Source organism: Janibacter sp. GS2 (genome assembly GCF_051200835.1).
Classification (GTDB): Bacteria; Actinomycetota; Actinomycetes; order Actinomycetales; family Dermatophilaceae; genus Janibacter.
In genome coordinates, this window is sequence record NZ_CP195161.1 from 3,192,477 (window position 1) to 3,206,448 (window position 13,972).

Sequence of the window (13,972 nt, forward strand, 5' to 3'; positions counted from 1 at the left end):
GCGACCGATGGGTGTGCTGCACGTGAACTGGTATCTGGTCTGGATCATCGCCTTCCTCCTCCTCCTCCTGGGGATCAGCGTGTGGTCCTCGAAGAAGGTGCACACGGCGGACGACTACGTCATGGCCGACTTCAGCCTCGGGTTCTTCCCGATCTGCGGATCCGTGATCGCCACGGTCACGGGCTCGGCCGCGCTCATCGGTGGAGCCGGCAAGGGCTTCGAGATGGGCATCTCGTACTTCATCACCGGCATCGGCTTCGTCTCGTTCACCATCGTCTCGATGCTCGTCATGGGCCCGGCCATCCGCCGGCTGCGCCTGTACACCGTCCCGGAGCTGTTCACCCGGCGGTTCGGGAAGCTCGCGGCGCTGCTCCCGGCGATCATCATCGGTTTCCTCTACATGACCCCGACCTTCGGCATGCAGCTGGTCGGCATGGGCTCCATCCTCGCCTCGATCACGCAGGTCCCCGTCGTCTGGGGCATCGCCCTCGGCTTCCTCGTGACGACGGCCTTCACGTTGGTCGGCGGCATGCCCAGCGTCGCCTGGACCGACGCGATCCAGACCGTCGTCATCCTGGCCGGAGTGGTCCTCACCCTCGTGCTCGGCCTCTCCCACGTCGGTGGAGCGGCAGCCGTGGTCGAGTCGACGCCGAAGCACCTGCTGACCTTCGGCAGCATCGGACCCATGGAGCTGTTCAACTGGTTCCTCATCTTCGGGCCCTTCTACCTGGTCTGGCAGACCACCTGGCAGCGACTGACCGCCGCGAAGTCCCAGCGGGTCGGGATCTCGGCCGTGGTCACCGGCTTCATCATCTCCGGCGTCATCGGTCTGCTGGCGATCTTCATCGGGATCGCCGCGGTGCAGGAGTTCCCGGCGGACACCGCCCCCGACCTGATCTACACCTCGTTCATCACCGAGGTCTTCCCCGGATCGATCGGTGGACTGTTCATGGTCTCGCTGCTCGCCGCCCTCCTCACCGGAGCCACCTCCTTCCTGCTCAGCGGCGCGATCAACGTCTCGAAGGACATCTACCAGGGCTGGTTCAACCCCACGGCGGACGATCAGCGGATCCTGCGGGTCTCGCGGCTCTCGGTCGGCGCGATGTCGGTCCTCGGGCTGGGGATCGCCCTGTGGATCAAGGACATCATCGCCATCTACCAGGTGGCCCTGTCCTTCACCGCGTCCGCGCTGGTCATGCCCGTCCTGGCGGCCATGTTCTGGGAGCGGGCGACCAAGTCCGGTGTCATCGCGAGCATGGTCGGCGCGCTCGTCGTCTCCTTGGGCTGGCAGGCCGCCGGGCAGCCCTTCGGGCTCCACGAGATCGGACCGGGCCTGGCCACCTCGGCCATCGTCCTCGTCGTCGTCAGCCTCATGACTCGCCACTCCGACGACGAGACGGTCACCGCGTACTACTACGCCTTCCGCAACGAGCCGCGATCCGAGAAGGTGCGCACGCCGGAAGGATCGCTCGCGCGCACCGAGACCTGACCCTCGCCCGGGCCCTAGGCGGACTCGGCGACGACGATGGCGGTGGCGATGCCACCGTCGTGGCTGAGCGAGAGGTGCAGGTGCACGGCGCCGAGCTCGGCAGCGCGATCGGCCACCGACCCGACGATCTCGAAGTGCGGCTTGCCGTGCTCCCCGGTGACGACCCGGGCATCCTGCCACTGCAGGTTGCCCGGGGTGCACAGAGCCTTGGCGAGAGCCTCCTTGGCCGCGAAGCGCGCTGCGAGAGAACGCACGTGCAGCTCGCGTTCACCGGGCACGAAGAGCCGCTCGCGCAGCCCCGGCGTCCGCTCCACGGTCGTCTCGAAGCGCTCGATGTCGACGACGTCGATGCCGACCCCGACGATCATCGGCTCACTCGACGGTGACGGACTTGGCGAGGTTGCGCGGCTGGTCGACGTCCAGGCCCTTGGCCGTGGACAGGTGCAACGCGAAGACCTGCAGGGGCACGACCGACAGCAGCGGCTGGAGCAGCGGCGACGTGTGCGGCACCCTGATGACCTCGTCGGCGAAGGGGAGGACCTCCTCGTCGCCCTCCTGGGCGATGACGAGTGTGCGGGCACCGCGGGCGCGGATCTCCTGGATGTTGGAGACGACTTTCTTGTGCAGCTCGTTCGGGGTGTCCGGGCCCGGCACGACGATGAAGACCGGCTGGCCCGGCTCGATGAGCGCGATGGGCCCGTGCTTGAGCTCCCCGGCAGCGAAGCCCTCGGCGTGGATGTAGGCGAGCTCCTTCAGCTTCAGGGCCCCCTCCATCGCGATGGGGTAACCGACGTTGCGACCGAGGAAGAGGACCGAGCGGGTGTCGGCCATGAACCGGGCGATCTCCTCGACGCGGTCCATGTCGCCGAGCAGCGCCTCGATCTTCGCCGGGACCCCGTGCAGCTCGGCCATGACGGCCTTCGCGTCGTCGGCGAAGGTCTCGCCGCGCAGCTGCGCGAGGTAGAGGCCGAGGACGTAGCAGGCGGTGATCTGCGCGAGGAAGGCCTTCGTCGACGCGACGGCGATCTCCGGTCCGGCGTGGGTGTAGAGCACCGCGTCGGACTCGCGCGGGATCGTCGCACCGTGGGTGTTGCACACCGAGACGGTCAGCGCCCCGAGCGAGCGGGCGTGACGCACCGCCATCGCGGTGTCCGCGGTCTCGCCGGACTGGCTGATCGAGACGACGAGGGTGCGCGCGTCGACGATGGGGTCGCAGTAGCGGAACTCGTGGGCCAGCGACACCTCGACGGGGATGCGCGTCCAGTGCTCGATGGCGTACTTGGCCACCATCCCGGCATAGGCGGCGGTCCCGCAGGCGACGATGGTGATGCGCTCGATCTGCTTCAGCTTCGCCTCGTCGATGCGCAGCTCGTCGAGGACGAGGCGCCCGTCGGCGTCGGTGCGCCCCAGGAGGGTGTCCCCGACCGCCTGCGGCTGGTCGTGGATCTCCTTCTCCATGAAGGTGTCGAAGCCGCCCTTCTCGGCGGCCGCAGCGTCCCAGGTGACCTCGTAGGGCCTGCCCTGGGCGGGCGTGCCGTCGAAGTTGATGACGGTGTGCGACGTGGGGGTGATCGTCACGATCTGGTCCTGCTCGAGCTCCACGGCCTGCTTGGTGAAGCCGATGAAGGCCGCGACATCGGAGCCGAGGAAGTTCTCGCCGTCGCCGAGACCGACGACGAGCGGGCTGTTGCGGCGGGCCGCGACGACGACGTCCGGCTGGTCAGCGTGCACGGCCAGGAGGGTGAAGGCACCCTCGAGCCGGCCCACGACCGTGCGCATGGCCTCGGTGAGGTCACCCGTCTGCGCGAAGGCCCGGGACAACAGCTGTGCCGCCACCTCGGTGTCGGTCTCGGAGGCGAAGTCCACTCCCTGCGCGAGCAGCTCGTTCTTCAGCGCGTGGAAGTTCTCGACGATGCCGTTGTGGACGACGGCGAGCTTGTCGTCGTCACCCCCACGGTGAGGGTGCGCGTTCGTGTCCGTGGGCCCACCGTGGGTGGCCCACCGGGTGTGCCCGATCGCGGTGGCCGAGACCGGGATCGGCTCCGACTCCAGGGCGGCACGCAGGTTGGCGAGCTTGCCGGCCCGCTTCTCGGTGAAGACCGTGTCCCCCGTCACCAGGGCCACACCCGCGGAGTCGTATCCGCGGTACTCGAGACGGGACAGGCCCTCCATGACGACGTCCAGGGGACGGCCGCTCGTGTCGGGGCCGACGTATCCAACGATTCCACACATGACAGACAGGTTAACCGCCCGCGTACTGCGCACTCGTCACGTGGGACACAATGGGTGCGTGTCCTCCGCCCCCACGGCGACGCTGCCGTCCCCCTTCGTCGAGCTCGACCGCGAGGCGTGGGCCAAGCTCCGCGAGAACCACCCGCTCAATCTGGACGAGAGCGACCTGGCCCGGCTGCGGGGGCTCAGCGACCCGATCGACCTCGAAGAGGTCCAGGAGGTCTACCTCCCGCTCTCACGACTGCTGACCTTCTACGTCTCGGCGACCACTCGCCTGCACCGGACGACGTCGACCTTCCTCGGCGAACGCCCGCCGAAGGCTCCCTTCGTCATCGGCGTCGCCGGGTCCGTCGCCGTCGGCAAGTCGACGACCGCGCGCATCCTGCGCGAGCTGATGCAACGGTGGCCGGACACCCCGAAGGTCGACCTCGTGACCACCGACGGCTTCCTGCTGCCCAATGCCGAGCTCGAGCGACGGGGGCTGCTCCAGCGCAAGGGTTTCCCCGAGTCCTACGACCGGCGGGCGCTGCTGCGCTTCATCTCCGCGATCAAGGCGGGGCAACCTGAGGTCTGTGCACCCGTGTACTCCCACCTGACCTATGACATCGTCCCGGACGAGCAGATCGTCGTGCGCCAGCCGGACGTGCTCATCGTCGAGGGACTCAACGTCCTCCAGCCCCCGGGGCTGCGCAGCGACGGCCGTACCGGTCTCGCCGTGAGTGACTTCTTCGACTTCTCGGTCTACGTCGACGCCAAGGTCAGCGACATCCGGCACTGGTACGTCGAGCGCTTCCTCCGGCTGCGCAAGACGGCCTTCGCCGACCCGCAGTCCTACTTCCACCGGTACGCGGACCTCACCGATGACCAGGCGATGGCCCGGGCGCTGCACATCTTCGAGACGATCAACGAGCCCAACCTCGTCGACAACGTCCTGCCGACCCGTGGTCGGGCCAGCCTCGTGCTGACGAAGGGGGCGGACCACCAGGTCCGTCGGATCCGCCTGCGCAAGCTCTGAGCACGCGTGCGGGTGGGCGGCGGACGAGCCGCCACCCACCCGTCACCTCGACTCAGCGCAGTGGGTCGAAGTGCCGCATCACAGCGGGCACGTGACCTCCGGTCAGCTCGGCCGCGAGCATCTTGCCGGTGAGCGGCCCGAGGGCGACGCCCCACATCCCGTGGCCACCGGCGACGCTGATCCGCTCGTCCCGGGTGCGTCCGATGAGCGGCAGCCCGTCCGGGGTGCAGGGCCGGGAGCCGACCCACTCCTCCTCGCGGTCCTCCCAGTCGATACCCCGGTACATCGAGCGGACGGCACCGATGATGGCCCTGATCCGGCGAGGGTCGAAGGGGGCGTCGGCGTCCCGGAACTCCATCATCCCGGCGACACGGAACCGGTCGCCCAGCGGCGTGCACGCCACCCGCTGCGTGGGGAAGTAGATGGGGTGGGTCGGCATGCGCTCCGGGACGACGGTGAAGCTGTAGCCCCTGCCGGCCTGGACGACCTGCCGGACCCCGAACCGGCTGGCGATCCCACCGAGCCACGCTCCGGTGGCCAGCACGGCGTGGTCGGCCCGCAGGACGACCTGTCCCCCACCGTCGCGGACCTCGACCCCCTGGCCCGCCCGGCGGACATCGCTCACGTCGATGCCCTCGACGATGGTCCCACCGCGGGCGCGCACCGACTCCGCCAAGGAGGCCATGTAGCGAGGCGGGTTGATGTAGCGCTGGCCGTGGATGGCGACCCCGGCCGTGACCCCTTCGGTGAGCGTCGGCTCGAAGGCGCGGACCTGGTCGCCGGTCAGCATCTCGTAGTCGACCTTGCCGCCGGCCCGCTGGACACCGTCGAACTCGTGGACCAGCCCCTGCCGGTCCCGCGTCGACGCGAAGGCGGCCAGGAAGGGCTGGGCCGGACGGGTCGGCTCCTCGACGGCACCGTGCGGCGTGCCGCCCTCGTCGGAGTGCCCGGCCTGCAGCTCGTCATAGGCCTCGAGACCCACCTCGTTGACCTCGGTGAAGGCCGCCATGGCCTCCCGCCACTTGCCCGGTGTGCAGTGCCGGGCGAATCCCGTGAGGAAGCGGAGCAGCTGCCGGTCCATTGTCAGCGGGACGTACAGCGGCGACATCGGGTCGAGCATCGCCTTGAGCCCGTAGGTGAGCACGGACGGCTCGCTCAGCGGCAGGGTCAGGGCGGGGGCGAGCCACCCGGCATTGCCCCAGGAGGACCCGGCTGCAACCTCGGTGCGCTCCAGGACGGTCACCGTGACGCCGCGCTCCTGCAGGTACCAGGCGGTGGCCAGGCCGGACATCCCGCCGCCGACGACGGCGACGTGGTCGGGGATCGCGTGAACAGTCATGTCAGTCTCGATTCGTGGTCAGTCGGTGGAGGCGGTCTGCGGCGCCGTGGTCGCGCGACCACGACCCAGCGCCATGAACTCGGGGCGGGGAGCGCCCAGGACGAGCAGGTCGACCTGGTCATCGGTGAGCGTCTTGGAGTGGGCTCGTCGCGACAGGAAGAAGACGACTCCGAGGAGCACCCAGATGCCCAGCGCGATCAGGGACTCCGGCCCCAGGAGTGCCGGCGAGCCCGGCAGGAGCAGCAGCGCCATGAACGTCACGGCGATCACCGCCCCGATCAGACTCATGCCCTTCTTGAGCGTCGAGCTCGTGGCCTCGAGCTCCCCCGGCCGCTCCGGTGCACCACTCGTGCGGAAGAGGCGGAAGGCGACCAGGCAGGTGTAGAGGTAGGCGATGGTGACTCCGACGGCGGACATGTCGACGATCCACAGCAGTGCGGCCCGACCGAACCACGGCGTGATGAGGGTGATCGCTCCGACGAAGATGATCCCGACGTAGGGGGTCTTGTGCTTCGGGTGCAGACGAGCGAAGGCCTGGGGGATCATCTGGGCCCGCCCCATCGCCAGCATCAGTCGGCTGGACGAGAGGTAGAACCCGTTCAACCCGGTACTGACCCCCATCGTGATCCCGATGGCGAGCAGGAGCAGCCCCCCGCCACCGAGGAGGCCGGTGAGGGCCTCGGCACTCCCCCACGCCGACTGACCGGCGACCAGCTGCTGCCACGGTTCGGTCAGGGCGATGGCACTGATCATCGCTGCGTAGATCAGCGCCGCCGCCGCGAGTGCGAGCACGATGAGGCGCATGGCCTTGGCCGGGGCGAAGTCGAACTCCTCTGCCGCTTGGGGGACGTTGTCGAAGCCGACGTAGGCCCACGGGGCGATGGCGACGATCGCCAGGATCGCGGCCACCGGGGAGACCTCACTGGGGAAGGCGGGCCGGGTGTTTGAGAGCACCGTCTCCGGCTGGATGACGACGGCAACGAAGATGGCCGCCACGGCGACGAGCATGATGCAGCAGGCGATGAACTGCAGGCGCCCCGAGAGCGCAGCACCGCGGATGTTCAGCACCCCGAAGACGACGAGGGCCGTCATCGAGATGAGGATCTCCACCAGGTACACCTCATACCCCGCGACGGTGTAGAGCTGTCCCTGTTGGACGATGCCGGGAAGAATGTAGCGGAAGAGCAACCCCAGCGCGGAGGCGTTGAGGGCCACGATGCAGGCGTACCCGAGGGTGAGGAACCAGCCGCAGATGAAGGCGTGCGTTCGTCCGAAGCCGACGAGCGCGTACGCCAGCTCTCCTCCGGAGACCGGGAAGCTGCGGATGAGCAGGCCGTAACTGACCGCGATGAGCATCATCATGGCCGCGCCGATGGTGAATCCCGCGATCGCTCCCCCCGGGCCGGCCATGGCCAGCCAGTCGGTGGGCAGGATGAAGGCACCCCAGCCGACGGCCGAGCCCAGGGCGATGGCCCAGACCCAGTGGGGCTTGAGGGTCTTCCCGAGGCGCTCGGGTGTCTCTGGCGCATCGAACGCCGGGGGGGTCGCTTGGGGCGCGGTGGGACTGCCGCTGGGAGGGGCCGCGATATCGGCCGTGAGCTTCTCTTCCATGGGTTTCACGTACTTCCGGTGTCAGCGCAGCGCGACCGGGGTCGCGCCGCGGGGCGTGGTGGTGGATTGGAGTCCGGCGATGAGCGCCACGCCGACGACGTCCGAGGCGCTGCAGCCCCGGGAGAGGTCGTGGATCGGCCTGGCCAGTCCTTGCAGGATCGGGCCGTGACCGGTGGCGCCCGCGAGGCGTTCGGTGATCTTGTAGGCGATGTTCCCGGCGGCGAGGTTGGGGAAGACGAGCACGGTGGCCGCTCCCCCGATGAGCGAGTCAGGAGCCTTGCGTCGGGCCACCGACTCCACGACCGCCGCGTCGAACTGGAGTTCGCCGTCGACCGCCAGGTCGGGTCGACGGATGCGCGCCCCTGCGGTGGCCTGCCGCACGACGTCGACGCTCGGGTGGTCCGCACTGCCGAGCGTGCTGAAGGAGAGCATGGCGACCTTGGGCGTCTCCCCGGTGAGGACCGAGAAGGTGTCGGCCGTGGCCAGCGCGATCTCGCTCAGCTGGTCCGCGTCGGGTTCCGGGATGACCGCACAGTCCGCGAAGGCGAGCGGGCGACCGTCGGCGAGCTCCATGATGAAGCAACTGCTCACCGACGAGCACCACTCGGCGGTGCCCACGACCCGCAAGGAGGCACGCAGGACATCCGTGGTCGTGCGCGTCGCTCCCGCGACGCAGGCATCGGTGATGCCCGCGGCGACCGAGCCGACCGCGAGGTGGAGCGGGTCGCTGAGGAAGCCAGCGACCTCCTCGGGCCCCTTGCGCTGGGTCGCCGCGGCCACCGCCGCGCCGGCCGGACCGTCGGACAGGACCGCCGGGTCGAGGATCTCCACCGAGTCCGGGAGCCGGATGTCCAGCTCCCGGGCCACGGCTCGAACCCGATCCGGCCGGTCGACGATGCACGGGGTCAGGCCGGTGGCGGCCAGCTCCGAGGCTGCCCGCACGACGCGCGGGTCTGCTCCGTCGGCCAGCGCCACCCGGGTTCCGGTGCCGGCGAGCTCCGCGCGCCAACGCGCGGTGAGCCCACCAGCACCGGTCGAGTGCTCGTCCCGCGCGACGCTGCGCGGCTGGTGCACGGTCATCCGGTCACACTCCGAGGTACCGATCGGCGGCCGACATCACGTGGTCGACGCTGGTGAGCAGGTCGTCCAGGACGTCCTGGTCGGCCACGAGGGGCGGGGAGAGCACGAGCATGGTCGCCCCGCGGTTGTCCGGGCGGGTGATGAGGTTGACCTCGCGCATGGCCTCCGGGATGACCGAGGTGAGGATCTCGGTCGACTGGGCCGGCGTGAGCGTCCTCCCCGTCTCGGTGTCCCCGGTCAGCTCGAGCGCGTAGAGGAAGCCCTTGCCGCGCCACTCGCTCACGCTGCGGTGTCCCTCGACGATCCGGTTCAGGCCGTTCTGGAAGTACGGCTCGAGGCTGCGCACGTGCCCGGGGATGTCCTCGTCGGCCAGGATCTTCAGGTTGGCCGAGGCGACGGCGGTCGAGACGGGGTGACCGCCCCACGTGGCACCGTGGGTGAACATCCCGGCCTCCGGGGAGTCCAGCAGGCCCTGGGCGAGCGGCTCACGGATGATGACGCCGCCCAACGGCGCGTACCCCGAGGTGGAGCCCTTGGCGAAGGTGAGCAGGTCGGGGACGACGTCGAAGAGCGTGCTGCCGAACCACTCGCCGAGGCGACCGAAGCCGCAGATCACCTCGTCGGCGACGAGGAGGATCCCGTGCTCGTCACAGATCCGCCGCAGCTCCTGCCAGTAGCCCGTCGGGGGCACGAGTGCTCCGCGGGAGTTCTGCACCGGCTCGGCGAAGAGGGCGGCGATCGTCTCCGCGCCCTCCTCGGCGATGACCTGGCGGATGGCCTGGATGCTCGGGAGGTCCGCGGCCGTGCCACCCGCGGGAACCGTCTCGCCGAGGGTGTTGGGGACGTGCCGCACTCCCGGCATGAGCGGGCCGAAGGGCTCCCGGTACCCGGGGATCCCGGTCACGGCCAGGGCACCGAGAGTGGTGCCGTGGTAGGCCATGTCACGGGCGATGATCTTCGTGCGCTGGGGCTGGCCCTGGCTGCGGTGGTACTGGCGGGCGAACTTCACGGCCGACTCGACGGCCTCGGAGCCGGAGTTGACGAAGAAGACGCGCTGCAGGTCGCCCGGGGCGAGCGCGGCGATCTGTGTCGCGGCGTCGACGGCGGCCGGGTGGGCCGCCCCCCAGTTCGTCCAGTAGGCCAGCTGCGACATCTGCTCGAAGGCGGCCCGGGGGATGTCGGTCCGGCCGTGCCCGACGTTGACGCAGAACAGACCGGCCAGCCCGTCGAGGAAGCGGCGGCCGTCCTCGTCGAAGAGGTAGCACCCCTCGCCGCGCTCGATGACCGGGAGGTTCTCCGCCTTCCACACCTTGCCCGCCGTGAAGTGCGGGAACAGGTGCTGCTGCGCGAGCGAACGAGTCAGGGATGCCGGCATCGTCTTTGAAGCCAAGGTGGTCACGCGAACCTCCGTGTGGTGTAGCGACCGCCCGACCCTCCGTCGGGCGCTGTGCACTTCACTGTCCGGCATGGGTGGCACCGCATGAAGACCCACTTCGCGGTCAATTCCGAGGTGCCAGAAGGGTCTTCGTCCCTCACCCGATGTGGCGGCGTGGCACCCGCGGCGCCACCCGCGTGAGCACCTCGTAGGGGATCGTGCCGGCGGCGTCCGCCCAGTCCTGCGCCGTGGGCTCACCGGTGTCGCCGGGGCCGAAGACGAGCACGCGATCGCCGGGTGCCACCGGCAGGTCACCCGTGTCGACGACGAACTGGTCCATGCACACCCGGCCGAGCACCGGCACCCGGTGACCGCGCACGAGGACGTCCCCTCGGGAGCTGGCGTGCCGCGGGATCCCGTCGGCATATCCGAGGGGCACCACGGCGAGCGTCGTGTCGTGGTCGGTGACGTGGGTGTGGCCGTAGGAGATCCCGCTCCCGACGGGAGCCCGCTTCGTCTGGACGACGGCGGCACTCAGCGTCATCGCCGGCCGCAGAAGGGGGTGACCGCTGCGCTGCTGCGGGGGGACCGGGTCGACGCCGTAGCAGGCGATGCCGGGACGGACCATGTCCCAGTGGCTCTCCGGCGACGAGAGGGTTGCCGCGGAGTTGGCGATGTGCCGTACCTCGGGGCGCAGTCCAGCCGACTCCGCCAGCCGCACCGCCTCGCGGAAGACCCCCAGCTGCTCGCCGATCGACGGGTGCCCCGGATCGTCGGCACAGGCCATGTGCGACCAGATCCCCACGACGTCGACGCTCCCCTCCCGCTCGGCGTCGCGGGCGGCGGCCACGAGCTGCGGCCACAGCGTCACGGTGGACCCTCCGCGCCACATCCCCGTGTCGATCTTCAGGTGCACGCGCACGCGCCGACCCGCCCGGTCGGCCGCCCGGCGCAGCTCCACGAGTTGCTCGAGCGTGTAGGCGGCCAGATCCACGTCCGCACGGATCGCGGCCTCGAGGGGAGCTCCGGGTGCGGCGAGCCACGCGAGGACCGGCACGCCGATCCCGGCACGGCGCAGCTCGAGCGCCTCCTCGATGACGGCCGTCCCCAGTCGGGAGGCGCCCCCGGCGACGAGAGCGCGCGCTGCCGGGACGAGCCCGTGTCCGTAGGCATCGGCCTTGACCACGGCCATGAGCTCGGCGCCCCGTGCATGCCGCGCCAGGGTGGCCGCGTTCTCTGCCAGCGTCGCCAGGTCGACGATGGCCTCCCGCTGGGGCACGCTCGGGGACGCCGGCTCAGCCGTACCCGGCTGCTCGTGGACGAACTGATCGGTCATGTTCCTGCCTCCCGTGATGACACTCGATGTCCTCATCGTGGGGGGTGGAGGGCCGGCGAAACAGGGCCAGATGGTCCCTCGGACGGGGGGGCCAGCACTACCGGGTCAGTTCCCGGATCCCGGCGGAGAGCAGGCGGACACCCGGCCGGATCGCCTCCTCCTCGATGGCGGCGAATCCCAGACGGAAGTGGTGGGCGTTGGCCACGGGATCGAAGAAGAAGACGTCCCCGCGCTCGATGACCACCCCGTCCTCCAGCACGAGGTCGGCCAGCTCGGAGCAGTCCAGGCCCTCCGGCCCCCGGACCCAGATGCTCACCCCACCCGGCGGCGCCCCGGCGAAGGACGGCAGCTCCTCCGCCAGGGCGGTGGTCAGCTCCGTCCACTTGCGGCTCAGTCGTGACCGGCGCCGGCGGATGGTGCGCTGGTACTGGCCGGCCTCGAGCAGCAGCGCCATCCCGCGCTGCTGGTGACCCGAGACGTGCCGGACCAGGTACCGGCGACGACGACGCAGCTCCGCGATGAGGTCCGGTTCGGCGACAAGGTAACCCAGGCGCAGGCCCGGGGCGAAGAACTTGGTGAAGGAGCCCAGGTAGATGACCCGGCCACTCTGCGGCCGGGCCTTCAGCGCCGGAGTCGGCTTGCCGTGGTAGCGGAACTCGGCGTCGTAGTCGTCCTCGACGATGAGCGTGTCCGACTCGTCGGCGAGGGCGATGAGCCGCTGGCGACGCTCACCCGAGAGCGTGACATTCGTCGGGCTGTGGTGGCTCGGAGTCACGTGCAGCAGCCGCAGGCCGTCGAGACCGCGGTCGGGCACGATGCCGTCCTCGTCCACGGGGAAGGGCACGAGGTGCGCTCCGGCGACGGCGAACCGGTGGCGCGCGTCGGTGTAGCCCGGGTCCTCCACGCCGACGGCGTCGCCCGGCCGGATCATCGTGGCGGCGAGCAGGTCGAGCCCGTGCTGCGAGCCGGAGGTGATGAGGACGTGCTCCGGCGTGACGTCGATCCCCCGGGACGGCAGGACCTTCCGGCAGAGCATCTCCAGCAGGAAGGGGTCGTCCTCGTCCACGCTGTCCCGCAGGCTGAAGTGCAGGTGTGGTGGGTCCAGTGCCTGTCGCAGGCTGCGCGCCCAGGCCAGGCGCGGGAAGTCAGCAGGGTTCACCTGACCGGCGACGAAGGGGTAGGGGTGGTCCATCCAGTCGCGGGCCTTCGTGATCTCCGGCAGCGCGGCGTCCAGGGGGGCCACGAGGTGGCGGGACCAGTCGATCGCCACTTCGTCCACGAGCCCCCGCTCGCCGGATCCGGCAACCAGGTCCGGGTTGATGAACAGGCCTCGACGGGGGTGGGCCACGACCATCCCCTCGGCGAGGAACTCCTCGTAGGCGGCGTTGACGGTGTTGCGGGAGACCCCCAGCTCGCGGGCCAGCTCCCGGGAGCTGGGCAGCGGGAGCCCGGGGTCGAAGGTGCCGCTGACGATCTGGCACTCGAGCGCCTGGCGCAGCTGTCGGTAGAGCGGGACCGGCGAGTCCGCGTCGATGTCCAACAGATTCGTCACCGGCAGTCGTGCGACCTCCTCCTCGCCGGCCGGCCCACGACCGGCCCTCCCCTCAGGTGACATCGGTCGGCATCCGATCGAGCGAAGGGCGGTCCCTCGGCACCACGATCACGGGCACCGGCAGCGCGCGAAGCATCCGGTGGGCGGCGTTGCCGAGGAAGATGCGGTTGCGGCTCGCGAGTCGGCTGGACCCGATGAGCACGATCTCGCTCTCGTCCCAGTCGAGGTTGTCGATGGCCTCCTCGATGGTGCGTCCCGGCGCGATGTCGGCACGCACCAGGGTGCGACGGTCGACGGCCTCGACCGCCTGGTCGAGGATGACCTTCGCGTGCGCCTCGGCCCAGCCGGTGGCCTGGCGCCCTGCTCGGCGCGCGTCCACCGTGACCAGGGAGACCAACCGCAGCGGCGCGTGGCGGCGGGCAGCGGCCTCCGTCGCCACCTCCAGCAGGGACCCGTGCCCAGCACGGGTGCCGATGGCGCAGGTGATCCGGGTGATCCCTCTCGGCGGCCGGTAGCCGGACGGGGCGAGCCCGATCGGGACGATGCTCTTGCGCAACAGCGCTGTGGCGGTCGACCCGACGGTGAACCGGCGCAAGGGCGAGCGCTGTGCCGTCCCCACGATCACGAGCCCGGCACCGAGTGCCTCGACGGCCTCCAGCAGGCCGGCGGCCGGGGTCTCACCGAAGACGACGTGGCTGCTCACGGGGATCCCCGGCGGCACGAGGTCCTGGTGCCGACGCATCGGCTTCTCGGCCTCGGCCCGCCTGAACTTCTGGTACTGGGCCTCCTGGGCGCTCGTCGCCCGCTCCGGCGCGCGACCGGGGACCACGTGGACCAGGTGCAGCTCGGCTCCCGTGGCATCGGTCAGGGCCCAGGCGAGGGCGATCGCCTCACGATCGTGCTCGGCCGCCGAGCATCCGACGATGTACCTCATACCGCCTCC

General features: G+C 70.3%; 11 protein-coding genes. 2 read left to right on the top strand and 9 right to left on the bottom strand.

What is annotated here, in order from left to right; all coding sequences use genetic code 11:
• Positions 1–22 precede the first annotated feature (22 nt).
• Positions 23–1,489 carry a sodium:solute symporter family protein gene (locus ACR9E9_RS15430; RefSeq protein ID WP_435200021.1) on the top strand — a complete coding sequence of 489 codons (1,467 nt, stop codon included), beginning with the start codon at positions 23–25 and terminating at the stop codon, positions 1,487–1,489.
• Between the two features lie 14 nt (positions 1,490–1,503).
• Here the strand turns inward: ACR9E9_RS15430 and ACR9E9_RS15435 are convergent, their stop codons facing one another.
• Together ACR9E9_RS15435 and glmS are read right to left on the bottom strand one after the other, a co-directional pair.
• Complete coding sequence (locus ACR9E9_RS15435; protein WP_435200023.1) at positions 1,504–1,857, bottom strand: holo-ACP synthase; 354 nt, start codon at positions 1,855–1,857, stop codon at positions 1,504–1,506.
• A gap of 4 nt (positions 1,858–1,861) precedes the next feature.
• Positions 1,862–3,721, bottom strand: a complete 1,860-nt coding sequence (gene glmS / locus ACR9E9_RS15440) for a glutamine--fructose-6-phosphate transaminase (isomerizing) (RefSeq protein WP_435200025.1) — start codon at positions 3,719–3,721, stop codon at positions 1,862–1,864.
• A 58-nt stretch (positions 3,722–3,779) separates the two neighbouring features.
• Between glmS and coaA the strand changes: the two genes are divergently transcribed.
• Entirely contained in the window at positions 3,780–4,736 is a 957-nt protein-coding gene (gene coaA, locus ACR9E9_RS15445; RefSeq protein ID WP_435200027.1) for a type I pantothenate kinase, read from the top strand.
• A 52-nt stretch (positions 4,737–4,788) separates the two neighbouring features.
• Here coaA and ACR9E9_RS15450 read toward each other — a convergent pair whose 3' ends face one another.
• The 7 genes from ACR9E9_RS15450 to ACR9E9_RS15480 form a co-directional block, all read right to left on the bottom strand.
• Positions 4,789–6,075, bottom strand: a complete 1,287-nt coding sequence (locus tag ACR9E9_RS15450; RefSeq protein ID WP_435200029.1) for an NAD(P)/FAD-dependent oxidoreductase — start codon at positions 6,073–6,075, stop codon at positions 4,789–4,791.
• A gap of 18 nt (positions 6,076–6,093) precedes the next feature.
• Positions 6,094–7,686: an APC family permease gene (locus ACR9E9_RS15455; RefSeq protein WP_435200030.1), complete on the bottom strand. Its 1,593-nt coding sequence runs from the start codon at positions 7,684–7,686 to the stop codon at positions 6,094–6,096.
• Between the two features lie 21 nt (positions 7,687–7,707).
• The gene (locus ACR9E9_RS15460; RefSeq protein ID WP_435200032.1) at positions 7,708–8,766 is read right to left on the bottom strand and encodes a phosphotransacetylase; all 1,059 of its coding nucleotides are present in this window, start codon (positions 8,764–8,766) and stop codon (positions 7,708–7,710) included.
• A 4-nt stretch (positions 8,767–8,770) separates the two neighbouring features.
• Positions 8,771–10,165, bottom strand: a complete 1,395-nt coding sequence (locus ACR9E9_RS15465) for an aspartate aminotransferase family protein (protein ID WP_435200034.1) — start codon at positions 10,163–10,165, stop codon at positions 8,771–8,773.
• 133 nt (positions 10,166–10,298) lie between these two features.
• Positions 10,299–11,477, bottom strand: coding sequence for an alanine racemase (alr, locus tag ACR9E9_RS15470; protein ID WP_435200036.1), 1,179 nt, complete (start codon positions 11,475–11,477; stop codon positions 10,299–10,301).
• 97 nt (positions 11,478–11,574) lie between these two features.
• Complete coding sequence (locus ACR9E9_RS15475) at positions 11,575–13,092, bottom strand: PLP-dependent aminotransferase family protein (protein WP_435200038.1); 1,518 nt, start codon at positions 13,090–13,092, stop codon at positions 11,575–11,577.
• Positions 13,082–13,963: a universal stress protein gene (locus tag ACR9E9_RS15480; RefSeq protein WP_435200040.1), complete on the bottom strand. Its 882-nt coding sequence runs from the start codon at positions 13,961–13,963 to the stop codon at positions 13,082–13,084. Before ACR9E9_RS15480 ends, ACR9E9_RS15475 begins: the two co-directional genes overlap by 11 nt.
• Between the last annotated feature and the right edge of the window lie 9 nt (positions 13,964–13,972).